21 protein-coding genes and 3 tRNA genes are annotated in these 25,033 nt (G+C 66.3%); 21 read left to right on the forward strand and 3 right to left on the reverse strand.

The features are described 5' to 3' along the window. The first annotated feature begins 46 nt into the window (after nucleotides 1-46). The 11 genes from NYP18_RS09350 to NYP18_RS09400 all read left to right on the forward strand — a co-directional run bounded on the left by NYP18_RS09350 (nucleotide 47) and on the right by NYP18_RS09400 (nucleotide 12,150). Nucleotides 47-1,855, forward strand: coding sequence for a GmrSD restriction endonuclease domain-containing protein (locus tag NYP18_RS09350; RefSeq protein ID WP_259427935.1), 1,809 nt, complete (start codon nucleotides 47-49; stop codon nucleotides 1,853-1,855). A 105-nt stretch (nucleotides 1,856-1,960) separates the two neighbouring features. After that, complete coding sequence (gene serA, locus NYP18_RS09355; protein ID WP_259427936.1) at nucleotides 1,961-3,553, forward strand: phosphoglycerate dehydrogenase; 1,593 nt, start codon at nucleotides 1,961-1,963, stop codon at nucleotides 3,551-3,553. A 199-nt stretch (nucleotides 3,554-3,752) separates the two neighbouring features. Then, nucleotides 3,753-4,301 (forward strand): OsmC family protein, encoded by a 549-nt coding sequence (locus tag NYP18_RS09360; RefSeq protein WP_259427937.1) that lies wholly within the window; start codon nucleotides 3,753-3,755, stop codon nucleotides 4,299-4,301. 5 nt (nucleotides 4,302-4,306) lie between these two features. Further along, nucleotides 4,307-5,335, forward strand: coding sequence for an acyl-CoA dehydrogenase family protein (locus NYP18_RS09365; RefSeq protein ID WP_259427938.1), 1,029 nt, complete (start codon nucleotides 4,307-4,309; stop codon nucleotides 5,333-5,335). Between the two features lie 3 nt (nucleotides 5,336-5,338). Next, nucleotides 5,339-5,839: a flavin reductase family protein gene (locus NYP18_RS09370; protein WP_259427939.1), complete on the forward strand. Its 501-nt coding sequence runs from the start codon at nucleotides 5,339-5,341 to the stop codon at nucleotides 5,837-5,839. 57 nt (nucleotides 5,840-5,896) lie between these two features. Then, nucleotides 5,897-6,910: a 3-isopropylmalate dehydrogenase gene (locus NYP18_RS09375; protein WP_259427940.1), complete on the forward strand. Its 1,014-nt coding sequence runs from the start codon at nucleotides 5,897-5,899 to the stop codon at nucleotides 6,908-6,910. Between the two features lie 47 nt (nucleotides 6,911-6,957). Next, complete coding sequence (locus NYP18_RS09380) at nucleotides 6,958-8,421, forward strand: cell wall-binding repeat-containing protein (protein WP_259427941.1); 1,464 nt, start codon at nucleotides 6,958-6,960, stop codon at nucleotides 8,419-8,421. A gap of 41 nt (nucleotides 8,422-8,462) precedes the next feature. Beyond that, nucleotides 8,463-10,319 (forward strand): DUF294 nucleotidyltransferase-like domain-containing protein, encoded by a 1,857-nt coding sequence (locus NYP18_RS09385; protein ID WP_259427942.1) that lies wholly within the window; start codon nucleotides 8,463-8,465, stop codon nucleotides 10,317-10,319. After that, complete coding sequence (locus NYP18_RS09390) at nucleotides 10,319-10,975, forward strand: exonuclease domain-containing protein (RefSeq protein ID WP_259428029.1); 657 nt, start codon at nucleotides 10,319-10,321, stop codon at nucleotides 10,973-10,975. Before NYP18_RS09385 ends, NYP18_RS09390 begins: the two co-directional genes overlap by 1 nt. 31 nt (nucleotides 10,976-11,006) lie before the next feature. Then, nucleotides 11,007-11,807 (forward strand): fumarylacetoacetate hydrolase family protein, encoded by an 801-nt coding sequence (locus NYP18_RS09395; protein WP_259427943.1) that lies wholly within the window; start codon nucleotides 11,007-11,009, stop codon nucleotides 11,805-11,807. Nucleotides 11,808-11,973: 166 nt separating this feature from the next. Continuing rightward, the gene (locus tag NYP18_RS09400) at nucleotides 11,974-12,150 is read left to right on the forward strand and encodes a hypothetical protein (protein ID WP_259427944.1); all 177 of its coding nucleotides are present in this window, start codon (nucleotides 11,974-11,976) and stop codon (nucleotides 12,148-12,150) included. Here the strand turns inward: NYP18_RS09400 and NYP18_RS09405 are convergent. Beyond that, nucleotides 12,147-13,259 (reverse strand): isochorismate synthase, encoded by a 1,113-nt coding sequence (locus NYP18_RS09405; RefSeq protein ID WP_259427945.1) that lies wholly within the window; start codon nucleotides 13,257-13,259, stop codon nucleotides 12,147-12,149. The genes NYP18_RS09400 and NYP18_RS09405 overlap by 4 nt on opposite strands. Nucleotides 13,260-13,371: 112 nt before the next feature. Between NYP18_RS09405 and NYP18_RS09410 the strand changes: the two genes are divergently transcribed. Together NYP18_RS09410 and gltX are read left to right on the forward strand one after the other, a co-directional pair. After that, a complete protein-coding gene (locus NYP18_RS09410; protein ID WP_259427946.1) occupies nucleotides 13,372-14,247 on the forward strand; it encodes a CE1 family esterase in 876 nt (291 codons plus the stop codon). Between the two features lie 8 nt (nucleotides 14,248-14,255). Continuing rightward, nucleotides 14,256-15,752 carry a glutamate--tRNA ligase gene (gltX, locus tag NYP18_RS09415; RefSeq protein ID WP_259427947.1) on the forward strand — a complete coding sequence of 499 codons (1,497 nt, stop codon included), beginning with the start codon at nucleotides 14,256-14,258 and terminating at the stop codon, nucleotides 15,750-15,752. Here gltX and NYP18_RS09420 read toward each other — a convergent pair. Together NYP18_RS09420 and NYP18_RS09425 are read right to left on the reverse strand one after the other, a co-directional pair. Beyond that, entirely contained in the window at nucleotides 15,749-15,973 is a 225-nt protein-coding gene (locus tag NYP18_RS09420) for a helix-turn-helix domain-containing protein (RefSeq protein WP_259427948.1), read from the reverse strand. The genes gltX and NYP18_RS09420 overlap by 4 nt on opposite strands. After that, nucleotides 15,973-16,437 carry a DUF2975 domain-containing protein gene (locus tag NYP18_RS09425; protein ID WP_259427950.1) on the reverse strand — a complete coding sequence of 155 codons (465 nt, stop codon included), beginning with the start codon at nucleotides 16,435-16,437 and terminating at the stop codon, nucleotides 15,973-15,975. The genes NYP18_RS09420 and NYP18_RS09425 overlap by 1 nt, the downstream gene beginning before the upstream one ends. 262 nt (nucleotides 16,438-16,699) lie before the next feature. Here NYP18_RS09425 and NYP18_RS09430 point away from each other — a divergent pair. The 8 genes from NYP18_RS09430 (at nucleotide 16,700) to NYP18_RS09465 (ending at nucleotide 25,024) form a co-directional block, all read left to right on the forward strand. Continuing rightward, a tRNA-Gln gene (locus tag NYP18_RS09430) sits at nucleotides 16,700-16,771 on the forward strand. Between the two features lie 39 nt (nucleotides 16,772-16,810). Further along, nucleotides 16,811-16,883, forward strand: a tRNA-Glu gene (locus tag NYP18_RS09435). Between the two features lie 710 nt (nucleotides 16,884-17,593). Further along, a tRNA-Glu gene (locus NYP18_RS09440) sits at nucleotides 17,594-17,666 on the forward strand. 133 nt (nucleotides 17,667-17,799) lie between these two features. Beyond that, on the forward strand, nucleotides 17,800-19,320 hold the full coding sequence (locus NYP18_RS09445) for a DUF3375 domain-containing protein (protein ID WP_259427951.1): 1,521 nt from the start codon (nucleotides 17,800-17,802) through the stop codon (nucleotides 19,318-19,320). Beyond that, complete coding sequence (locus NYP18_RS09450; protein WP_259427952.1) at nucleotides 19,313-20,041, forward strand: DUF4194 domain-containing protein; 729 nt, start codon at nucleotides 19,313-19,315, stop codon at nucleotides 20,039-20,041. Before NYP18_RS09445 ends, NYP18_RS09450 begins: the two co-directional genes overlap by 8 nt. Further along, nucleotides 20,034-23,390 carry an ATP-binding protein gene (locus NYP18_RS09455; RefSeq protein WP_259427953.1) on the forward strand — a complete coding sequence of 1,119 codons (3,357 nt, stop codon included), beginning with the start codon at nucleotides 20,034-20,036 and terminating at the stop codon, nucleotides 23,388-23,390. The genes NYP18_RS09450 and NYP18_RS09455 overlap by 8 nt, the downstream gene beginning before the upstream one ends. Next, nucleotides 23,387-24,496: a Wadjet anti-phage system protein JetD domain-containing protein gene (locus tag NYP18_RS15550; RefSeq protein ID WP_259427954.1), complete on the forward strand. Its 1,110-nt coding sequence runs from the start codon at nucleotides 23,387-23,389 to the stop codon at nucleotides 24,494-24,496. Before NYP18_RS09455 ends, NYP18_RS15550 begins: the two co-directional genes overlap by 4 nt. Nucleotides 24,497-24,517: 21 nt before the next feature. Then, nucleotides 24,518-25,024: a GNAT family N-acetyltransferase gene (locus tag NYP18_RS09465; protein WP_259427955.1), complete on the forward strand. Its 507-nt coding sequence runs from the start codon at nucleotides 24,518-24,520 to the stop codon at nucleotides 25,022-25,024. Nucleotides 25,025-25,033 lie beyond the last annotated feature (9 nt).

Consider the following 25,033-nt stretch of genomic DNA (forward strand, 5'->3'; position numbering starts at 1 on the left):
ACTCGCCCGCCAGCGGTGCCCCACGCCCGGGGATAGACTCGACGCCATGGGTTTCACCACGCCGAGCTACGACCTGCCTGACCTGTTTGCCCGCATCGACCGCGGCGAGCTGCAGCTGCCTGATTTCCAGCGCGCCTACGCGTGGGATGTCGACCGGATCCGCTCGCTCATTGTCACCGTCCTGCGCGGCTACCCGGTCGGTTCGCTGCTCTCGCTGGACACCCGCAACGCGCCCATGCGCTTCCGGCCGCGGCCGATCTCCGGCGCCCCCGCCGCCACCTCCGCGCCCGGCCTGCTGCTTCTTGACGGCCAGCAGCGCCTGACCACCCTCTACCACTGCCTGCGCGGGGACGGTTCGGTGGACACCGTCGACTTCCGCTCCAAACGCATCCGCCGCACCTTCTACGTGGACGTCTCCCGGGCGGTCGAGGCTCAGGTCATGCCCGATGACGCGGTCTTCTCGGTGGATGAGGACGGCCAGGTCAGATCCCATTTCGGCCCCGACATCCCGGGTGGCATCACCAGCCGTGAGGCAGCCGTCGAGCACGGCTGCATCCCCGTGTCGTCGTTGCTGTGGGAGGCCGGCACCGATCTGCTCTTCGATGTCGCCGCCCGGGACACCGGGTCCCGGGAGGACGTCAAGCGTTTCTATGACCGCATCGTCAAGCCCCTGGCGGCCTACGACATCCCCATGATCCGGCTGGCCCGGGAGACCGCCCAGACCGGCATCGGGTCCATCTTCGCGCAGGCCAATTCCGCCGGCCTGCAGATGGACGTGTTCGAGCTGCTCACCGCGGTCTTCGCCACGCAGGAACCGGAGTTCTCCATGGCGGAGGACTGGGAGGAGACCCGCCGTGTCCTGCGCCGTTATCCGGCCCTGGACCAGATCGGGCGTACTGATTTCCTCACGGCCGTCTCCCTGCTGGTGACCTCCAGGCAGGGGCACGCGGCGGGCCACCGTGAGGACATCCTCGACCTCACCCTCGAGGATTACCTGGCCGCCCGGGCGGAACTGCGCGTCACCTTCCGGGAGACCGCCGAATTCCTCGCCCAGCGCTGCATGCTCACCATTGAGCAGGTGCCCTACACCGCCCAGCTCATCCCGTTGGCCGTCATCTTCGCCCGGTTGGCGGAGACACCCAGAGCGCTGGCCTCGGCGAAGGCGTGGGACCGGCTCAACCAGTGGTTCTGGTGCGGCATCCTCGGCGAGCTCTACGGATCGGCGGCGGTGATCAACCGCTCCGCCCGTGACGTCGACCAGGTCACCGCCTGGGTCCGCGACCCCTCCGCCGAGGTGCCCAAGACCATCCGCGACGCTTCCTTCTCCGAGTCGCGCTTCTTCTCGGTGCGGGAGAATTCCGGCGTCTACCAGGGGATCTACGCACTGCTCATGGGCAGGGGAGCCCGCGACTGGCGTTCCGCCCAGCCCTTCGACCGCTGGACCTTCCCCGACCTGCACCCCGGTTTCCACCGTGTGTTCCCGGCGGAATGGTGCCGGGAGAACGGCATCGAGGACGTGGTGGCCGACAGCGTGCTCAACCGCACTCCCATGGGTAAGCGCACCGAGGTGGTCATCGACGGCTACTCGCCGACGCAGTACCTCACCCGGGTGCAGACGAAGTCGCTTCTCGACGACGCCGACTTCGACACCGTCCTGGCCACCCATGAGCTCAACCCGGATCTGCTGCACCAGTCTGATTTCCACGGCTTCCTGCGGGATCGGCGCGCCCGTTTCCTGGGGATGGTGGAGTACGCCATGGGTAAACCCGCGGTCAGGGACGTCAACGACCTGGATTACAGCGGCGGGGACGAGGGTCCCAATGCTTTCAGCGGGTGGGTGGGGGTGCGTTCTTGAAGTGGCCTGTCTCATATACGGGCAGGTCGTGGCCCGGGGTCAAAGTCAACCGACTAAAGTGTTCTACGTTCCATGCCCTCATTAACGAAGCAGGAGTAAACACCCGTGAGCAAGCCCGTCGTCCTTATCGCCGACAAACTGGCACCGTCCACCGTAGACGCGCTCGGAGACGCTGTGGAGGTGCGCTGGGTCGACGGCCCGAACACCCCGGAGCTGCTCGCCGCCGTCCCGGAGGCTGACGCTCTGCTGGTGCGTTCCGCCACCACCGTCACCCGCGAGGTCCTCGAGGCCGCCCCGAACCTGAAGATCGTCGGCCGTGCCGGCGTCGGACTGGACAACGTCGACATCGATGCCGCCACCGAGCGCGGTGTCATGGTCGTCAACGCCCCGACCTCGAACATCCACTCCGCCTGCGAGCACGCCGTGGCCCTGCTCATGGCCACCGTCCGTCAGATCCCCGCCGCCGACGCCACCCTGCGTGAGGGCGAGTGGAAGCGCTCCCAGTTCAAGGGTGTGGAGATCTTCGGCAAGACCATCGGTGTCGTCGGTTTCGGCCACATCGGCCAGCTCTTCGCCCAGCGTCTGTCGGCCTTCGAGACCGAGATCATCGCCTACGACCCCTACGCGAACCCGACCCGGGCGGCCCAGCTGGGTGTCGAACTCGTCGAGCTGGATGAGCTGGTCGCCCGCGCCGACATCATCACCATCCACCTGCCCAAGACCAAGGAGACGGCCGGCATGTTCAATGCCGAGCTGCTGGCCAAGTCCAAGAAGGGCCAGATCATCATCAACGCTGCCCGCGGCGGCCTGGTCGATGAGCAGGCACTGGCTGACGCCATCAAGTCGGGCCACATCTGGGGTGCCGGCTTCGATGTCTTCTCCACCGAGCCGTGCACCGACTCCCCGCTCTTCGAGCTGCCGCAGGTCGTCGTCACCCCGCACCTGGGCGCCTCCACCGCCGAGGCCCAGGACCGCGCCGGCACCGATGTCGCCGCCTCCGTGCTCAAGGCCCTGGCCGGCGAGTTCGTCCCGGATGCCGTCAACGTCTCCGGCGGCCGCGTCGGCGAGGAGGTCGCCCTGTGGCTGGACCTGACCCGCAAGCTGGGTCTGCTGGCCGGCCAGCTCCTCGACTCCGCACCGGTTGACGTGGAGGTCACCGCCCGCGGTGAGCTGTCCACCGAGGACGACGTCTCCGTGCTGGGCCTGTCGGCTGTCCGTGGCCTGTTCTCCGCCACCACCGACGAGCCGGTCACCTTCGTCAACGCCCCGACCATCGCTCAGGCCCGTGACCTGGACTACAAGGTCGAGACCGCCACCGAGTCCGCCACCCACCGTTCCGCGGTCGATGTCAAGGTCATCGGCGCCGACGGCTCCTCCCGTACCGTGGTCGGCGCCCTCACCGGCCTGGACCGCGTGGAGAAGATCGTCCGCATCGACAACCGTGGCCTGGACATGCGTGCCGAGGGCCGCAACCTCTTCCTCGAGTACACCGATGCCCCGGGCGCCCTGGGCAAGGTCGGCTCCCAGCTGGGTGAGGCCGGCATCAACATCGAGGCCGCCGCGCTGACCCAGGCGGCCAAGGGTGACGGCGCGATCCTCGTGCTGCGTGTCGACGCCGAGGTCCCCACCGCCCTGGAGAAGAAGATCGCCGAGTCTCTCGGCGCCTCCTCCGCCGTCCAGCTCGACCTGGACAACTAGAACGACCGTTCTGTCGACCCCTGCCGCAATCTGCGGTGGGGGTCCTTTTTTATTCATTAATTTATTCATGATCGGAGCAGCTCACCAGGGGAGGTGGGCCATCCGGGCCCTCCAAGTAGACCACACGGTATGGTTAATCTGAACCGTGTGGATTAATATTCCCAACGGTCCCAGAAGCTATTTCTCGAAGGAGACAGCCATGTCCAGCCTCACCCCGAACCACCAGCCGGGTCATCCGCTTGAGCCGATCGACGCCGGGAAGCTCGCCGAGCTCGCGCAGAAGAACATCGACAACCCCGAGGGTGGACACAAGAAGATCCGTACCCACACGGAGGCTGACGGCAAGTTCCGCAACTACACCCAGGTCCGCAACCTGGAGCCGGTCCTGGTCTCCGAGCCGCCGGCCCTGCTGGGTGATGACACCGCCCCGAACCCGACCGAGATCGCCCAGGCCGGCCTCGCTGCCTGCATCTCCGTCGGCATCCAGGCCATCGCCACCCACCGCGGTGTCACTCTGACCAAGATCGACATCGACATCGAGTCCGACATCGACGTCTCCCCGACCTGGGGTGTGGGGGATCTGGCCGAGGACAAGCGTCCGGGCGTCTCCGATGTCCGCGTCAGGGTCGAGATCGAGGGTGACGCCGACCGCGAGACCCTGCAGAAGATCCATGACGACGCCATCAAGTGGTCCCCGGTGGTCAACACCTACACCCGTCCGGCCAACCTCACCTCCGAGCTGGTCTGATCTGCATGGGTTCAGCAATCCTGGAGAAGATCGCGGAGAACGCCAAGGCCGTCGACAAGAACGAGATCCCGGCCCGTTACGGCCTGGAGCTGCTGGGTGGGCAGCAGCTGTTCATCCGCGACAGCCTGCGTGACACCGCCCGCCAGCTGCGCCGGATCGCGGCCGAGGACCTCTCGGTGGCTTTCAGTATCTGGGCGCACACCATGGTGATCACCTACCTGCGCACCGCGGACACCGGTTATGCCCATGACCTCCTCCCGGTCCTCGAGACCGGCCGGCGCCCGGGTGTGACCGGTATGGCCCCCGCCTTCAAGGAGGCCGCCGGTGCCGGCACCATCGATCTTGCCGCCACCCCGGTCGAGGGCGGTTTCCGTCTCAACGGCCGTCTGGCCTGGGCCTCCAACCTGGCTGACGACGCCCTGATCGTCACCGCCGCCCGCACCCCGGAAGGCGAGCGCCTCCTGCTCGCCTTCGACGGTGATGCGGAGGGCGTGACCCTGGGTTCACCGTTCGCCCTGCTGGGCCTCAATGCGACGGCCTCTGCGTGGATCTCGCTGGAGGATGTCTTCGTACCGGAGGCGCAGATCCTCTCGCGCAGCTTCGAGGAGTTCATCGGCGCGGTGCGCCCGACCTTCATGATTCTCCAGACCTCCGAGTGCCTCGGTGTGGCCGACGCCGCGATCAGCGCCGCCGCCACCCGCCTGGCCGGCATCAACGAGGTGCTCACCGGGGATGTGTCGCAGGTCCGCGACCGGATCAGTGAGCTGATCGCCGAGCAGGAGGCCATCTCATCGGCGCTCGACAACGGTGAGGAGGTGGAGCGCGTGCAGCTGCTCGAGTTGCGTCTCGCCGCGGCGGAAGCGGCCGTCGATGCCACCGCCCTGGAGGTCCGTGTCGCCGGCGGTGCCGGTTATGCGCAGTCCTCCCCGGCCTCACGCCGTTTCCGTGAGGCCGCCTTCATCCCGGTACAGTCCCCGTCGGAGACCCAGCTCAGGTGGGAGCTGGGCCGCGCCCGGGCCCAGGAGGAGAACTAGAAGATGACGTTGGCAGATCTCACCGTGTCAGGAGACCAGTTGCGCGCCGCTGTGGGTACCTTCCCTTCCGGGGTCACCATCGTGACCACCCGCTCCGGGGGTGAGGACGTCGGCCTGACCGTCAGTGCCTTCTCCTCGTTATCGCTGGAGCCCGCGATGGTCGTCCTCAGCGTCGACAACGGCTCCACGTCGCTGCCGTATCTCACGGTCGGGGCGCCGGTGGGTATCTCGGTGCTCGCGGAGGGGCAGGGCGGTCTCGCCCGGCAGTTCTCCACCCGCGGCATCGACCGCTTCGCCGGGGTGGACATCGTCCGCCGTAACCGGGAGGTGGCGCTCATTGAAGGTGCCGCGGCCTGGTTCGCCGGTGAGATCGTCAACGCCTTCCCCGGTGGGGACCACACCATCCTCACCGTCTCGGTGGCCGACTGCGGCACCGAGGACGATGCCCGTCCGCTGCTGTACCAGCGGGGCCGCATCCATGACTGGGTCGCCGACGAATCGTAGGTTCTGCCTGGTAGGATTCCCCTGTAGTTCTAGCAGGTGAGAAAGGAATCCCACAGAATGAAACTTGCAGTCATCGGCGGCGACGGTATCGGCCCGGAGGTCACGGACGAGGCCCTCAAGGTCCTCCGCGTCATCCGCGACGACATCGAGACCACAGACTACGACCTGGGCGCCCGCCGTTACCTGCGTAACGGCGAACTGCTCACCGACGCGGACCTGGCCTCGCTGCGCGGGCACGACGCCATCCTCCTGGGTGCCATCGGCGCCCCCGGTGACGTCCCGCCCGGGGTCCTCGAGCGTGGCCTGCTGCTGAAGATGCGCTTCGCACTCGACCACCACGTCAACCTGCGCCCCTCCAAGCTCTACGAGGGCGTGGAGTCCCCGCTGCGCAACCCGGGCAACATTGACTTCGTCGTCGTCCGGGAAGGCACCGAGGGCGCCTACACCGGCAACGGTGGCGCCATCCGCGTGGGCACCCCGCACGAGGTGGCCAACGAGACCTCCGTGAACACCCGCTATGGCGCCGAGCGGGTCATCCGCTACGCCTTCGAGCTGGCCCAGTCACGCCGTAAGCACCTCACCCTGGTTCACAAGACCAACGTGCTCGTGCACGGCGGCGGGCTGTGGCAGCGCACCGTCGACGAGGTCGCCACCGAGTACCCGGAGGTCACCGTCGACTACAACCACATCGACGCCGCCACCATCTACCTGGTCACCGATCCCTCACGTTTCGATGTCATCGTCACCGACAACCTCTTCGGCGACATCATCACCGATGAGGCGGGTGCGGTCTCCGGCGGCATCGGCCTGGCCGCTTCCGGCAACATCGACGCCACCGGCACCAACCCCTCCATGTTCGAGCCGGTCCACGGCTCCGCACCGGACATCGCCGGCCAGGGCATCGCGGACCCGACCGCCGCGATCCTGTCCGCCGCCATGCTGCTGCGCCACCTCGGGGACGAGGAGAACGCCGCGCGGATTGAGGCGGCGGTGGCCGAGGACGTCGCCAAGCGCGAGGGTCCGGTACGCACCACGGATGTCGGAGACCGCATCGCCGCCGCCCTGAAGTAGGGTGAACGCGACCATCTGAGACCACGACCACCTTGAGGGGCAGAAGAATGAGGCGACTGGCGGCTGCGCTGGCCATGACCACCACTATGGCGATGGCAGCGGGGTGCACCACCGCAACGGAGGGCAACTCCACAGCCGACCACTCACCCCGGCTTCCGCTGGACTCCTCGGAGGTGGTCGCGGACGCGGACACCGCGGACCGCATCTTCGACACCGCCGACGTCGTCGTCCTCGCGGGCCCCGCACCCGCCGAGCAGCGCCGCGCGGTGGAGATCGCCGTCGCCACGGGCGCACCGCTGCTTGCCGACGCCGCCGGCCTTGACCGTCTCGAACCCACCCGCGTCATCGCGGTGGGGGAGACCGGCCCGATTCCGGAGGGCCCCGAGGTCATCGCCGCGCCTGCCGGAGAGAATGCGGAGCCGGTCACCGTCGCGGAGATCGCCGCCCTCGACCCCGCGCAGCTGCAGGGTGTCGAAGGCGTCGACACCGTGGAACCCGAATACGTCATGCCCCCGGTACTGGTGAGCCCGGAGACCTCGGTGGCCGCCGCGGCCACAGCACGGGCCGCCGGGGCGGAGCTGACCGTCCTCGACCACCCCGACCCCCGTCTGACCAGTGAGTCCATGGCCCTGGTCACCGAGCAGGACGTCCTGGCCCTGGGCGAGCAGTTCGGCAGCCAGGAACGTTTCGACCGCGCCGTCGACCTCGCCGCCAACGGTGAACTGCCCGGCGGCGGCGGACTCGTCTTCCCGGGCCGGCGCATGATCGCCTTCTACGGCCACCCCTGGGGCGGCGACCTCGGAGTGATGGGCGAACAACCCCCGGCCGAGGCCGTGGCACGGGTGCAGGACCACATCCAGCACTACCAGGCGCTTGAGGAGCAGCCGGTCGTCCCGGCCTTCGAGATCATCGTCACCGTCGCCTCCGCTTCCCCGGGCGCGGACGGCAAGTACACCAACGTCGGCGACCCGGCCGAATTCACCGGCTACATCGACGCCATCACCGAGGCCGGCGGCTACGCCTTCCTCGACCTCCAGCCCGGCCAGGCCAGTTTCCTCGAGCAGGCCAAGGTCTACGAGGAACTGCTCAAGCGGCCCAACGTCGGCCTGGCGCTCGACCCGGAGTGGAATCTCCAGCCGGGCGAGCAGCCCCTCCAGCGGGTCGGCCACGCCGAGGCCGCTGAGATCAACGAGGTCGCCGACTGGCTCGCCCAGCTGGTGCGCGAGAACAACCTGCCCCAGAAGGGCCTGATCGTCCACCAGTTCCAGATGCAGATGCTGCGCGACCGCGAGCAGATCAACACCGACCATCCGGAGCTGGCCTTCATCCTCCACGCCGACGGCCACGGGGTGCCGGACGAGAAGTTCGCCACCTGGGACGCCGTCCGCCAGGGCCTGGATGACAACTGGTTCATGGCGTGGAAGAACTTCATCGACGAGGACAACCCCACCTTCACCCCGGAGCAGACCTACGACATTGAGCCGCGCCCCTGGTTCATCTCCTACCAGTAGTTTCCGCCCGCGGAGGGGCCCGGCGTCCTAGGCTTGAGACCATGACGGTCGAACTAGAGGAGGTCCGCGACTTCATCGCGGACATCGAGCCCTTCACACGCCTGCCCGCCGCCGAACTGGATCAGCTCCCCGCGCGCATGACCATGGAGTACGTGCGCCGCGGCCAGCACATCATCCGCTACGGCGCGCCCAACGACCATCTCCACATCATCCGCTCCGGGGCGGTCGATGTGCTGGACGATGAGGGCATCCTCCTCGACCGTCGTGACGCCGGCCGCAGCTTCGGCTATTCCACGCTCGTCGGTGACGAGGGTTCCCGCTACACGATGGTCGCGGTGGAGGACAGCCTCATCCTGCTGCTGCCCAAGGCGGAGTTCCAGGCCCTGGCGGAACGCAACCCCGACATCCTGCGCTTCTACTCCTCCCAGTCCCGCCGGATCCGGGCGGCCGCCGCGGAGCTGCGCGGCGACCAGTCCTCGGATGTGCTGCGCACCCGGCTGGGGGAATTCAAGATCGCCGACCCGGTGTCCATGGTGCCCGCCGCCACCATCCAGCGCGCGGCCCAGCTGATGGAGCACCACCGGGTCTCCTCCGTGCTGATCACGGACAACGGCTCCCTGGTGGGCATCCTCACTGACCGGGACCTGCGGGGCAGGGTGGTGGCCCAGGGGCTGGACATCATGCGTCCGGTCTCGGAGATCATGACCCCGAACCCGCGGACCGTCAGTTCCGAGACCCTCGCCTTCGAGGCGATGATCATCATGGCGGAGATGCGCATCCACCACATCCCGATCGTGGACGAGGGGAAGCTCACCGGCATCGTCACCACCGCCGACGTCATGCGCCTGCTGCGCCACGACCCGATCTACCTCACCGCCGACCTCTCCCGCCGGAACTCGCCCGAGGAACTGCGCAACGCCTACTCCCAGTCCTCGGAGGTGGCGGTCCGCTTCATCGAACGCGGCGCCTCCGCCGAGGAGACCTCCGGCATCATGACCATCGCCGCCGATGCCCTGGCCCGCCGGCTGCTCAAACTGGGGGAGGAACGCCTCGGCCCGCCGCCGGTGCCCTACACCTTCGTGGTCCTCGGTTCCCAGGGGCGCCGGGAGATGGGCCTGGCCTCCGACCAGGACAACGCGATGGTGCTCTCCGATGACTACGATGAGGCCGCACACGGCGAGTACTTCGCCGAGCTCAGCGAATACGTCTGCCAGGGCCTGGACACCGCGGGCCAGGTGCTGTGCCCGGGGGACATGATGGCCTCGAACCCGCAGTGGCGGATGACGGTCTCCCAGTGGTCGGACACCTTCCACCTGTGGGTCACCGCCCCGGAACCGGATGCTCTCCTGCACGCCCAGACCTTCTTCGACTTCCGCGGCATCTGGGGGGAGATCGGGCTGGGGGATGAGGTCCACAACCGTGCCGTCAGCCGGGCCCGGGGGGCACGGCGCATGCACGCCCACCTGGCGGCGCTGGCGGCCCGCCGCGAACCACCCCTGGGTTTCTTCCGCGGTCTGGTCGTCGACCGTTCCGGCGAATACGCCAACACCCTCAACGTGAAGAAGGGTGGCACAGCCGGCATCGTCCAGATGGCGCGGTTGTTCGCCCTGTCCAGCGGTGTGACTGCCCTGGGCACGCGCCGCCGGCTCCTCGACTCGGCTGCCGCGGGCGGGGTCTCCGAGCGCGGGGCACAGGATCTTGTCGACGCCTTCGACTACCTCACCGCGATCACCCTGCGGCACCAGGCGATCCAGCTGCGGGAGAAGGCGACCCCGGACTACAACATCGACCCCAACAAACTGGGCAGGATGGACCGGGAGCACCTGCGCGACAGCTTCCAGATCATCAAGGACATGCAGAACGCACTGGCCTCGAAGTACCTCGTGAGGAACATATGATGTGGCCCTTCCGTTCCCCGCGGCCGCAGAAGGCCACCGGCCCGCTCAAGGAATTCTACGCCGTCCCTGCACCCGCCGAGAACACCCCGCTCACCGAACTGCCCCTCCTGGCGGTGGACGTGGAGGCCACCGGCATGGACGCGCGGAAACACCAGCTGGTCTCCATCGGCTGGGTGCCGGTCAACGGCACGCGGATCGACCTGTCGGGGGCCGGTTACGTCATCCTGCGCGGCTCCGAGGGATTCACCGTCGGCCCTTCGGCGACGATCCACCAGCTCACCGACGATGAGATTGCGGCGGGCATCGATCCCGCCGAGGCTCTCGGGCAGCTGCTGGCAGCGCTGCAGGGGCGGGCGATGCTGGGCCACTTCGTGCCGATGGAGGAGGGTTTCCTCTCCGTGGCCTGCCAACGGTTGTTCCATGCGACGCTGCAGGTGCCGATGGTGGACACCTTCGCCATCGAACGCCGCCACATGGAGAGGATGGGCACCTATCCCCGGGGGGAGGACCTCCGGCTGGCCCGGGTCCGGGCACGCTACGGGCTCCCGGCCTACCGCAACCACAACGCCCTGACCGATGCGCTGGCATGCGCGGAGCAGTACCTGGCACACCAAGCACAGCTACCTGTATCAACTCTGAAGGACGTGATGGTCTGAGCGTGGGCCCGGACACGGTAGAGTAACCGCCATGCGCTTTGGAAGAATTGCCCACCCTGAGGGTTTCAGTTTTGTTGTCGTCGATGGTGAAGGCGAGGAGAATCTCGTCGCCAAGGAGATCAAGGACACTCCCTACACCGAGCCGGAGTACACCGGCCGGGAGTGGCCGCTGACGGATGTGAGACTGCTCGCCCCGACGCTGCCGAGCAAGGTCGTCGCCATCGGCCGCAACTACGCCGACCACGTCGCCGAGGTCTTCAAGGAGTCCGCCGAGCACCTGCCGCCGACCCTGTTCCTCAAGCCCCCGACCTCCGTCGTCGGCCCGGATGCCCCCATCCGGATCCCGGAGTTCGCCACCAAGGTCGAGTTCGAGGGTGAACTCGCCGTGGTCATCGGCCAGGTGGCCAAGAAGGTCAAGGCTGCAGACTGGAAGTCTGTTGTCCGGGGTTTCACCATCGTCAACGACGTCTCCTCCCGTGACCTGCAGTTCGCGGACGGCCAGTGGGCCCGTGCCAAGGGCATCGACACCTTCTGTCCGCTGGGCCCCTGGATCGAGACCGACATCGACTCCTTCGACCTGGACAACCTGTCGATCCGCGCCCACCTGACCCAGGACGGCGTCACCGCGACCAAGCAGGACTCCAACTCCAACCAGATGATCATGAAGATGGGTGAGATCATCGAATTCATCACCGCCTCCATGACCCTGCTGCCGGGCGACGTCATCTGCACCGGCTCCCCGGCCGGTACCGAGGCCATGAACCCGGGTGATGTCATCGAGGTTGAGATCGAGGGCCTGGGATCCCTCCGCAACCCGGTGGAGCGCGCTTAAGACTGCACCACCACGACGGCCACCACGCGGATTTCGACGAGTTTTAAGCGGGTGGCCGTCAGTGGTCCGGCAACCCGAACGCAGCCCTGCTCCGGGAGGTCACCGGGCCGTGGAACGGGCGCGGGAGCTGGCGGGGCAGCGGGGCGTCGACAGGCAGATTGAATTTGTGTCCGCTCTCCTGACTGATTTCCTGCCTACGGCGGAGGAGGGGACCTTCGATCTGGGCTGCGCCTGCTATTTCCCGGCACCGGTGAGCACGGCTGAGACCACCCTGCTGCGGGTCGACCATGACTGGGCCGGGAAGCGTCCCGGACGGATGTCACCCGCGGGGCGGGTGCACTAGAGCCCGAGCGAACGCAGGATGGTGCGCAGCTTCGCGGTGGTCTCCTCGAGCTCCTCCCCGGGGTCGGAATCCGCGACGATGCCCCCGCCGGCCCAGGCGCGGGCGGTGGTGCCGTCACCGGAGACCTCGGCGCAGCGGATGGCCACCATGTATTCGCCGTCACCGGAGGCGTCGCACCAGCCGACGGCCCCGGAGTAGAAACGACGGTCGGTCTCGGCCGTCTCGATGAGGGCCTCGGCGGCGTCGGTGGGGGTGCCGCAGATCGCCGGGGTGGGGTGCGTGTGCACGGCCAGCTCCAGGGCGTTGACAGCCGGGTCGCGCAGGGTGCCCACGATCGGGGTCGCCAGGTGCCACATCTCGTTGGTCCGGGCCAGTTCCGGGCGGGCGGGGATGTCCAGCCGGGAGCAGAAGGGGCCGAGCTTCTCCCGCAGGTGCTCGACGACGTACTGGTGCTCCTCGAGGTCCTTGGCGGACTGCGCCAGCCGCTTGCCGACGGCCGCGTCAGCCGCCGCATCAGCCTGGCGCGGCGCCGAGCCCGCCAGGGGGTAGGCCGTCACAGTCGAGCCCTGACGCTGGACCAGCACCTCGGGGGAGGAGCCGACGATCATGTCGCCCGGACGCCCCGCGGGGCTGAGGTCAGCGATGAAGCCGTCGCGGTTGTAGGAGTTGTCGATGAGCCGGGCTGCGACCAGCAGCGGGTCCACCGGCGGGTCGAAGGCGATGTCGACGGCGCGCGCCAGCACCACCTTCTTCAGCTTGGAGGCGCGGATGGTGCTCACGGCCGCCTCCACCCGGCGCAGGTGCTCCTCGGGCTCGGGGTCCACCCCGCAGATCCGGGCATGGAGCACCGACCCCTCGCCCTGGCGGTAGTAGGCGTGGGGTTCCAGCGGCCCGTCCTCCCGGATCACGTGTTCCGGGACGGTGAGGGCGGCGGGGGCAGAACGGTCGAAGGGCAGTGCGCCGACGACGATGGGCACCCGCCCGGAACGCAGTGCCTCAATCGCGGCCCAGGGGTCGGTGAACGTCTCCACCGACCCCTGGGTGCGTACCGAGCCGTGCGCCCTGGACAGGAGGAAGTCCGGCGCGGTGACAGGTCGGTGGGCACACATGTCGAGCCAGTCTAGTGCGTGGCCGGGGTACCGTCATCCACCACCCTGGCTTGAGTCTCGGTCGGATAAAAGCCCCGGATGATGGGGACGAATGTTGTTATTGTTGGTTTCTGTGAGCCAGACCAAGACCATCCGCCGTGTCCTCGGGGCGATGCTCGCCCTCATCCTCTCCCTGGGGGCCCTCGCCCCCGTCCCGGCGGCGGCGCAGTCCTCCCTGCCCGGGGGGTTCGCGCTGTCGGGGGGCTCCTCCGGCAGGGACGCGACCTTCCCCCTGGCGGTGGGCGGCCGGGACGTGCTCGTCTCGCTTCCACCCAACTACAACCCGGCCATCGCCCACCCGGTCCTGCTCGTCTTCGGCGGTCTGGGGGCCAGCGCGGAGGAGGTCTCCCGGACCCTCGGGCTGCGTGCCAACTCGGGCGCGATCATCGCTTACGCCCGCGGTGTGGGCAACGCCTGGGCAGGTGCCCCCTACTCGCAGACAACCATGGACGCCGACGTCTCCTATGCCCGCGGCATCGTCGACGCCATCGCCGCCCAGCACCCGGTCAACCGGGGCCGGATCTACGCCATCGGCCACTCCAACGGCGGGGCCTTCGCCCTCAACCTGGCGTGCCGTGCCCCGGAGCTGCTCGCCGGCGCGGTGAGCGTGTCGGGCATGTTCTACACGGCTGCCGACCAGGGCTGCGGGGGCGGCAACGTCCCTGTCATGCTCATCCACTCGACCAACGATGATGTCGCGGTCTACGGCGGGGGAGTGCGCCACGGCGCGCCCTTCCTCTCCGTGGACGAGATGTTCCAGCGCTGGGGCACCCGCAACGGCTGCCAGCTGACCCCGATCCACCTGCCGGGTGCCGGTGGCCGCACCCACCGGTCGTGGACCAACTGCCGGGCGCAGACTGAACTGGTGGTCTCCCCGTCCGCAGGCCACCCCTGGCCCGGGCATGCCCCGGCCGTGGCACGGGACTTCCTCGCACGCCAGAATCGCTGAGCAGTAACATGACGGACATGACTGACGTTCGTGTTCGATTCTGCCCCTCGCCCACCGGCACCCCGCACGTGGGCCTGGTGCGCACCGCACTGTTCAACTGGGCCTATGCCCGCCGCCACCAGGGCACCATGGTGTTCCGTATCGAGGACACCGATGCCGCCCGCGATTCCGAGGACTCCTACTCGGCGCTCCTCGACGCCATGAACTGGCTCGGCCTGGACTGGGACGAGGGTGTGGAGAAGGGCGGCCCGCACGAGCCGTACCGCCAGTCGCAGCGCATGGACATCTACGCGGACATCCTGCGCAGGCTCATCGACGCCGGTGAGGTCTACCCGGCCTACTCCACCGCCGAGGAGGTCGAGGAGCGCCACAAGGCCGCCGGTCGCGACCCCAAGCTGGGCTATGACAACTACGACCGCACCCTGACGGAGGAGGAGGTCGCCGCCTTCCAGGCTGAGGGACGTCAGCCGGTGTGGCGCCTGCGCATGCCGGAGCAGGACTGGAAGTGGAACGACCTGGTCCGCGGCGAGGTCGAGTTCAAGGCCGCCACCCAGCCTGACTTCGTGGTGGCGCGCTCCAACGGCGCCCCGCTGTACACCCTGGTCAACCCCGTCGATGACGCGCTCATGCGCATCACCCACGTCCTGCGCGGTGAGGACCTGCTCTCCTCCACCCCGCGTCAGCTGGCCCTCTACGAGGCGCTCAAGCGCATCGGCGTCACCGACTTCACCCCGCAGTTCGGCCACCTGCCCTTCGTCATGGGCGAGGGCAACAAGAAGCTGTCCAAGCGTGACCCGCAGTCCAACCTCTTCCACCACCGGGAGAACGGCATCATCCCGGAGGGCATGCTCAACTACCTGGCGCTGCTGGGCTGGTCCCTGTCCGGTGACCGCGACATCTTCTCCGTGGAGGAGATGGTGGCCAACTTCGACATCACCGATGTGCTGGGCAACCCGGCCCGTTTCGACCAGAAGAAGCTCGAGGCCATCAACGCCGACCACATCCGCCTGCTGCCCGCGGGCGAATTCGAGGAGCGTCTGCGCGCGCACCTGAGCGAGTTCACCGACTTCCCGCAGGACTACCCAGCGGACAAGTTCCAGGTGGTGGCAGATCTTACCCAGACCCGGATCAAGACCCTCTCCGAGGCCTACGGTCTGCTGAAGTTCCTGGTCACCGCCGATGAGGACCTGGAGCTGAACGAGCGGGCGGCGAAGCGCAACCTCAAGGAGGCCGCGATCGAGCCGTTGGATGCCGGCATCGCCGCTCTGGAGGCCGTGGACGAGTGGACCACTCCGGACATCGAAGGGGCCCTGACCAAGGCGCTCATCGAGGATCTGGAGCTCAAGCCGCGCACCGCCTACGGCGCGCTGCGCGTGGCGATCTCCGGTGAGCAGGTCTCCCCGCCGTTGTTCGAGTCGATGGAGCTGCTGGGCCGCGAATCGACGCTCGCGCGTCTGCGTGCCGCCCGCGCAGTCACCCCCTTCGAGGCCGCCCCGACGGCCTAGGCAGGGGAGTCGGGGGACCCGGGGGAGTAGCGCAGGAGATCTCCGGGCTGGCAGTCGAGCACTTCGCACAGTGCTGCCAGCGTGGTGAAACGGACGGCCCGGGCGCGTCCGTTCTTGAGCACCGAGAGGTTGGCGGGGGTGATGCCGACCTTCTCGGCGAGCTCACCCACGCCCATCTTCCGGCGGGCGAGCATGACGTCGATGTCGACGATGATGGACATCAGATGACCGCCTCAAGCTCAGCGGAGAAGCCTGTAGCCTGCACCAGCAGCATCCGTTGGACGTAGACGACCAGTCCCACGCCCGCAATCAGCAGGGCGAGGACACCCGTCACGAGAATGAGTCCGGGGGCGTCGTCGACCTCGGCAACGACGTAACCGGCGAGCAGGACGAAGACCGACGCTGTGATGATGGCAACGATGACGGTGTCGACCCAGCGGAAGGAAGCGGGGGAGAAAACGGTGTTCTGTCTGACCAGTGAGACGAGCCGCCAGACGGCGACTATGGCGACCTGGATGCAGACCAGACCCAGCACCACGGCGATGCTCAGGGTGATCTTGGCGGGCACGGGGGCGGTGGCATCACCCAGGAAGAGTCCGGTGGGGATGAAGATCTGCGCAGCGAGGCAGGTCAGCAGCCCGAGGATGAGGATCCCGCGCAGCAGGACGGTGATTTTTGTGGACACAGGGACGAGCCTTTCGATCGAGTTTCGATAGAAGTCTATCGCAACTCGATAGACAGGTCTGGGCCAGTGAGAAATCGTGGTCGATATGCCCGGTACGGGAGGGGGTGGGGGCTCCTGGCCCATATGGATGGCCATAAACCATGTTTAAGCTGGCGATTTGTCACTGTCGCACGCTTCTGGTTATAGTTATCCACGTTGCACAGAGCGGCACGGGGTGGAAAGCTCCATCAGGTCTGCGGTGTAACAGGAGATCCCTCCGAATTGGCCTATGGTGTAATTGGCAACACAACGGTTTCTGGTACCGTCATTCTAGGTTCGAGTCCTGGTAGGCCAGCTGCAGTTCATGCTGCAAGCGTAAGGAATATGTCGCTAAGCCCCGTTCGTCTAGCGGCCTAGGACGCCGCCCTCTCACGGCGGTAACACGGGTTCAAATCCCGTACGGGGTACAACAGGACTCCCGGACTCATTCGAGTTCGGGAGTCTTTTTTATTTTTTGCATTTCACCCCCGCACTTACCGATGGTGCGTGGATCACACCTCGGCAAATAATGTGTCGGGGGTAACTTTCGCCAACGGAAAAGCGCATAGGCTTTCAACTCATGAACCCCCTGGCATATGCTGCAGTTAAGCGGAGAGGATCACACCTCAGACCCCCGGTACCAGGCAGAAGGTAACGAGAATCTCCGGATGGAACTACCGGAAGGAGAGCATATGGCAGTAAGTGGAACTAACCATATCTCCGGACGCGGCGCAGGCGTCCTCCCATAAGCGGCATAGCCATAATCCAGAACTTCCAGAGCGCAAGAAATGCGCGAAGTACAGGAGCTAAAGGGAGCGATATGAAGCGTCAGACGTCACCCGAGCCCCACGGCAAGGACAGGCCAACCCCCGACAACTAGTTCCTCAGAACTGCAGCGGACGCGATCATGACGGGATCATCACCCCGGATCGACGAAACCTCCGCACCGACGTCGGAAGTGGTGGAAGTACCACCGTCCACGGTTCGGCAGAAGTAGAAACCCACCACCGAGTGTGGTGGGTTTCCGCATGGTTGGCACCATGTTAAAAAACGTTTTTACCTGCTGATTTGTGCACCAGCACCCGCACCGTTTACAGTGATGGAGTCCGCAAGGGACGCCGCGCTGAAAAGCGAACATGCCCCGTTCGTCTAGCGGCCTAGGACGCCGCCCTCTCACGGCGGTAACACGGGTTCAAATCCCGTACGGGGTACAAGTGCAGAAGAGGCCAGGTCAATGACCTGGCCTCTTCTGTTTCTGCGGTCCCAGACCCAAGTCGAGAGTCTGTTCGATTAAGTGGCGGGTGGCGGACAGCCGTGTCGGAGGCGGGCGTTATCCTTTAGCCCATGAGTGCGGAGCGGACGATTGCCCATGCCCTGATCTTCAGCGACCTTGCAGCCAACGAGCCGGCCTGGGCACTCCTGCGTGCCAAGAATGCCCCGGCTATCCTCACTGTCTTATCCGCCGTGTTCCGGGGTGATAACCGCCAGGTCCCGGGCTCCGACCTCATCGCCGCCACGGCCAGGATTCTGCCGGAGGTACGGGAACAGACCGGGCTTGAGCTCAAACTCAGCATCGAGGCCTATATCGAGGAGTGGGTCCGCAGCGGTTTTCTCACCCGCCGGGCCCCGCAGAACGCTCCGGAAGAACTGTATGAGCTGTCACCCGGAGCCCATCTGGCCCAGGACTTCGTGGAGCAACTCCACACCCCTAAACGTGCCGTCACGCGTTCCCGGCTGAGCAACGTGTTCAACAGTCTGAGCGCGCTGGAGGCCGACACTGACCCCGATGAGGACCGCGCCATCGAGCGCCTGGAGCGGCAACGCGATGAGCTGCAACGGCGCATCGACACCATCCGGGTCGACGGTGTGCGCACTGTGGACACCGGCGAGGCCATCGAACAGGCCCGGGAGGTCATCTCCCTGATCCGGGACCTGCCCACTGACTTCGCCCGGGTGCAGTCGGAGATCGAGCGCGAAGACCTGAAACTCCGCGAGCAGATCCTGACCGATGACCGCCGTGGTGCCGAAGTCCTCGAGGAGATCTTCACCGGCCTAGACCTCATCGACCAGTCCGAGTCCGGTCAGGCCTTCAACGGTTTCTACCGTCTGCTGCTCGACCACCAGGAATCCGCGAGATTTGAGGCGACACACTCCGAGGTGTTGAAGCGTGATTTCATCCTCAGCCTGGACGGGGAGGAGCAGGCTCTGCTGCGCGGACTGATGACCACGCTGCGTTCTTCGGCCGGTGCGGTACAGGAGGCCAAGACCAGGCTGTCCCGCTCCCTGCGTCGCTTCGTGCAGTCCCGGGAGAACGAGGCGCACAAGGGTCTGCTCACTTCCATCAAGGACGCGGAACTGGCCGCGCTGCAGTTCACCAGGAACGGCGGTAAGCCACGCCAGAGCCTGGACATGGAACTCAGGTTGACCCGCGGAAAGTTCAGCACTGTGGCGTCGTGGGCACTGCATGATCCCGCTGACTTCCGCATTGACACCGACGTGCCGGTCCACCAGCCGGGTGATCTTGATCCGCAGGAGCTCCGGGCCCGCCTGCGCGACACGGAAGTGGACTGGGGTGAACTGCACCTGGCCATCAACGACCTCATCGCGGAAGGAAAGCAACCCACCGTCGCGGAGGTACTCGAGGCCCGGCCGGCCACCCAGGGCCTAGCCAGCGTCGTGGGACTGATCCAGCTCGCCCGGGACCGCGGCACCCGCACAGAGGGCACCGAATTCCTGCGGTGGACCTCACCGGAGGGGAAGCTGCTGCAGGCCCGCTACACCGCCTACGAGTTCCGCGAACAGGTCCCGACCACGGCCCAGCTGTGGGATCACCAGCCAACCATGAAAGACAACACCCATGCCTGATTTCTTCGGCTCCTTCGACGACCACGACCTCACGTCCGGCACGGATGTCGCGGACAACACCGGGGAACATGACCGACCTGCCCTCGACGGGACGGACTCCGTCCCCGGGGACCTGGGGGACTTCACCCTCGAACAACGGCTGGCGGTACGGGGACTCCTGCGGGGCCCCTTCATCTCTGGTGCCCAGGACAAGGACAAGTACCTCGAAATAGTGCGGTCAGCGGGCACCCTCAGTGCGTTCCTGGACAACCTGCTGGTCAAGCTCGTCATCGACGAGGTGGGGGAGATCGCCTACCTCCGCGACTGGGATCCGCTGCCGGAGGGCGCACCGTCACTGTTCCGGCGCCGGCCCCTCACCCACATGCAGACCGCGGTGGTGCTGAATCTCCGCAAGAAACTGGCGCACGCCGTCAGCGGGGAGCGCACCATCGTGGACGCCAACCACATCTTCGAGGAGACCCTGCCGTATCAGCCGGACACGGGCACCGACCGGGCGAAACAGCGCACCACTTTCGACAGTGCCTGGAGTGTGTTGACTGACCACGGCGTGTTGAAGAGGACCCCCACACCCGGGCGCTGGGAGGTGTCCCCGGTGCTGGCCAGCATCTTCTCTGCCGAGGAGATAGCGGCGGTACACCACAGCTACACCGAGAGACTGGAACAGATGATGGACGTGGAGACCACCACGGTGGAGGAATCGATGGAGAATGACGATGAGTAGAACAATCCCCGGACAGTTCCGGCTGGCGACCCTGCAGGTGTGCAACTGGGGCACGTTCGACGGCGTCACCCGTTTCGACCTCGCGGAGGACGGCTTCCTGATCTACGGCCCCTCGGGCTCCGGCAAGTCCACGCTCATCGACGCGGTGTCAGCGGTGCTGGTGGAACCCCGGAAGCGCAGATTCAACGCGGCGGCCGACAAGGACAACGCCGGCGGACGAAACCTGGTCTCCTACTGCCGTGGTGCCTGGGCCAATGAGGAGAGCGCGGAATTCAACGAGATCACCCAGTCCTTCCCCCGTACAGGTGCCACCTGGTCGGGTATCTCCCTGACCTACCGGGACGGGCTCGGCCAGACCGTCACCGCGGTCTACCTGATGTTCCTGCGCGCCTCCGCGCACGCTGACGCGGACATCAAAAAACTGTTCATCACCTTGCCCGGAGAAGTCGACATCGAGGATTTCGAGACGCTCGCCAAAAATGGTCTCGACGTCGGCGCGGTCAAGAGGGCGTATACACAGGCCTACTGCGTGGAGCACCGCCAGAAGCAGTTCCTCATCGACTTCAGCAACCGGGTCGGGGTCGCTGACCTGGGTGCCTGGGAGCTGCTGCACCAGGCCCAGTCCACCAAGAATCTGGGTGACCTGAACTCGATGATCCGGGAGTTCATGCTGAGCGAACCCGACACCTTCCGTGCCGCCAAGACCGCGGTGGATAACTTCACCGAGCTGGAGACCGCCTACCAGGCTGTCCTCAACGCGCGCCGCCAGATCGAATGCCTCAGCCCGATCCGTGAGGCGGACAACCGGCGCCGCGAGGTCCGCCGGGACATCGCAGAGGTCCGGGAGGAGACCGATGCGCTGCCCCGGTTCATGTCGGATGCGAAGGAGGAGTACCTCGAGGAGGAGATCGAGGTCCTGGAACAGTCGTTGCGCACGCAGGACCAGAAGAAGAGGGTGCAGCAGGAGACCGTCGACAGGGCCCGCTCCACCGTCACCGGCCTGGAAAGGGCACTGGAGGGCAATGAGAATGACGCCATCCGGACAGCGAAAGCTGATGTGGCGAACCTGAAGGACCGGCTCCGCACGGTGGCGGACAATGCCCGGGACTTCACGGACCGTGCCGCCGTGCTCGGCAGGCAGCTGCCGGCCACAGAACCGGAGTTCCTTGAGCTGCGTTCTGCGCTCGATGAGAAGCTCGGCGAATTCACGGCGTCCCATGAGCTGGCGAATGAACGGTGGATCCAGGTCTCCACCGATCTGAAGGGCACCCGCCTGAAACAGCAGCAGGTGAGCGCGGAACTGCAGGCGGTGAAGAAGAACCGCTCCAGCATGGACCATGACAAACTGCTCGCCAAGGCGAAGATCTGCGAGGCGACCGGCATTCCCGCCCATGAGCTCCCCTTCGTCGCCGACCTGATCGCCGTCCGGGAGGAGGAGAAGCAGCGTTGGCAACCGGCCGCGGAACGCACCCTGTTCAGCTTCGCCCGGGACATGCTGGTACCCGAGGAGCACTACGGGCAGGTGTCCCGGTTCGTGAACAGCGAGCACCTGAAAACCCGACTGCAGTACATCAGGATCGGCAAGGACGAGGAATTCAGCGCCAAGGTACCGGGCACGCCCAATTCCCTGGCAGGCAAGATCGAGGTCAAGGAATCACGCTTCCGGGCGTGGCTGGAGTACCGCCTGGCCTCCCGTTTCGATCACCTGTGCGCCGACATGATGGACCAGTTCCGTGGGGCGCGCCGGGCGGTGACGGCGGAAGGGCAGATCAAGGACGGGGCCACGCACGTCAAGGACGACCGTTTCAACATCAGGGACAGCAGCCGATGGGTGCTGTCCGGGAACGTCGAGTTCAAGATCGAACTCCTGAGCAGGCAGGCCGGTGAACTGCGCGAGGAGCTGACAGCCCTCCAGGCTCACGAAGCCGAGCTGAAGAAGCAGATCGCTGACTACGGGAACGGGCGCACCCTCGCGGAGCGCCTCCTGGAGACCACCGTTTTCACCGACATCGACGTCCCCGGCCGCAACCTGGAGCTCCACCGTGCACAGGACCACCTGGACCAGCTGGAGAGCAAGGACACGCAGCGGGAACAGTTGCGTGCGCAGCTGCGGAACGAAAAGAAGAAGCTGGAGGGGGAGGTGACGGTTCTGGAGAAACTGAGCAGGGACATCTACATCGCTGAGGCCAGGGTCGACGACCTCAATGAGCAGCTGGAGGTCGTGGTCCTGGAGGTGGGGGCGCAACCGGACGTCGATGAGGTGGTGCGTGCCAAGCTGCGGAAGCGGTGTGAGCCGTTTGCGGAGTCGATTACCGCGGACAACGTCGAGGCCGTGCACCGTCAGGTCAGCACCCACCTCATGCAGGAGATCGGCGATCTGCAGAAAACGGAGTCCTCCCTCAACAACGCGATCACCAACGCGATGGGCAGGTACCTCGAGGAATGGCCGCACCGCCGCAGTGACCTGAGGGCGGATGCGGAATGGGCCCGCGATTTCCTGGATGAGCTGGACAATCTGGAGGCCGAGAACCTCCCCAAATATGAGGACAGGTTCCACCAGAAGCTCCACGACGACACCATCCAGCCCCTCTCCCAGCTCTACAGCGACATCCGCAGCGCGACGTCCACCACACGGAACTCCATCGCGGACATCAACCAGACCCTCAATGAGGTGGAGTTCTATCCCGGTGCGCATCTGCAGATTGAGGTGAAGGAGGACCGGCCGAGGGCCGCCTCGGAGTTCATCGACAAGCTCCGGAACACGATCGAGGGTTCGCTGATCCCCGGGGACCTGGCGATGAGCGAGGACCGCTTCCGGCAGATGCGGGAGGTCATCCAGGAGCTGACGATCTCGGACACCAATCCTCCACGACTGCGTGACCTGCGCATCGACACGCGCCAGCATGTGCGTTTCCAGGGGGTGGAAATCAAGCACGACGGGACACGGGGAAACGTGTACGAGTCCTCCCGTGGCCTGTCCGGTGGTCAGGCGCAGAAGCTGTCATCGTTCTGTCTGGCCGCCGCACTGAAGTACCGGCTGTGCGGCATGGGCCTGTCGGAGATCCTGTCGCGCAACTCGGTGATCCGGCACGAGGGCTCCACCTACCCGAAGTTCGGCACCATCATCCTCGACGAGGCCTTCGACCGTGCCGACGCCACCTTCACCCGGGCCGCCCTGGATGCCTTCACCGAATTCGGTTTCCACATGATCATGGCCACGCCGGAGAAACTCCTGCAGACCGTCCAGAGTTATATCGGCGGCGTGCTGCTGGTGGAATGCCCCGACCGGAAATACTCCCTGTACAGCCAGCTGACCATTGAAGAGGCCCGGGAGCACGAGGAACTGTGAAGTACCGGGAGGATGTGCAGGCCCAGGCGGAGACCTTCTACCGGCGCAACCACCGGACGTGGTTGCTGGGTGAGTTCACCCCGCGCACCATCAGTCTGCAGCCGCCGACCGCCAGGGACGTCGCCGCCGACGGTGGCCGGGCAGTGGGCGCGTGGTTGGCGCACTGGGCCGGCCACCCCGGGAAGGTGGCGACCGTCCGCAAGCGCCTCGGCTATCTGGGCACCTACGACGTGCCGGCCAGGGTGGTGCTCGACACCCCGGCTGCTGTTGCGGCGGCCGCCGGATGCGCTGAGGAATGGGCGCGCATGGTTGCGGTGCTGGATCTGCTTGTCGACGCCCTGGGGGATGAGGTTCGAGCCCCGCTCGCCGCGCAGCCGCAGTTATGGGAGCAGTGGAGTGACCGGGAGGTCAGCCAGTACATCGACGTCATCTGCTGGCTGCGGGAGAATGACACTGAGGGCCAATTCCTCCGCCAACTGCCCATCCCTGGGGTAGACACGAAATGGATCGGAGACCACCGCAAGGCGGTCGATGCCGTCCGCCTACTGCAGGGTCTCCGGGAAAAACCCGTCATGGTGGAGATGCGCACCCTGGACCCGGCCCTGCGGGTGGGGGATTTCCTCCATGTGCTGTGCCCGGTGGCGGAGTTGGCCGTCCGTCAGGTGGTGGTGGACAACATCATCATCGTGGAGAATCACCAGACTTTTCTGGCCCTGCCACCGCTCAAGGGAACCTGGGCCATGTTCGGCGGTGGGTACCAGGCGGCTTCGCTGGTGACCGGGCTGGGGTGGCTGGCGGAGAAGAACGTCCACTACTGGGGCGACCTGGACTCCCACGGATTCGACATGGTCAGCAGGACCCGCGCGGTGCTGCCGGCCATGCGGACGGTGCTGATGGATCTGGACACGATCATCCATCATGAGGATCTGGCCGTCGAGGGGGCCATCGCACAGCCGGAGGACACCGCGTATCTCACCCCGGGGGAGAGACGGGCGCTGGACTTCCTTCATGAACGCGCCCGGGAGCGCTGCCTACGGATCGAGCAGGAACGCCTGGACTTCCCGTGGGTGCGCGCGCAACTGGAGTTCCATGTGGGACGGGCCTGAACGTACGTAGGCTGGGGTGTCATGAACCAGCTGCACATCCGACCAGAGACCACCGGGGACGTTGAGGTGGTGCGTGATGTCGTCACGCAGGCCTTCGCCGGCGTGGAGCATTCCGACGGATCGGAGCCGGCCATTGTGGACGCCCTGCGGGATGTCGGGGCACTCACCGTCTCCCTTGTCGCGGAACAGGACGGGGAAGTGACAGGACATGTTGCCGCCTCCCCGGTGAGCATCGGTGGTACAACCGCCGGCTGGTACGGCATCGGGCCGGTGGCGGTGCGCCCCGACCGGCAGGGCAGGGGAATCGGCAGCCTGCTCATGGAACATGTCCTGGACACCTTGCGCGGGGCCGGTGCGGCGGGGGCGGTGCTGCTCGGCGAACCGGAGTTCTACACCCGCTTCGGTTTCCGGCAGGTCACGGGACTGGTTTATCCGGGCGTGCCAGCGGAGTACTTCCTCGCCCTGCCGTTCACGGAGACCCCGCCGCCGACAGGCGAGGTCAGCTACCACACGGCCTTCAGTCAATAGGGTGGAATC

This window comes from Corynebacterium lemuris (assembly GCF_024919295.1).
GTDB lineage: Bacteria > Actinomycetota > Actinomycetes > Mycobacteriales > Mycobacteriaceae > Corynebacterium > Corynebacterium lemuris.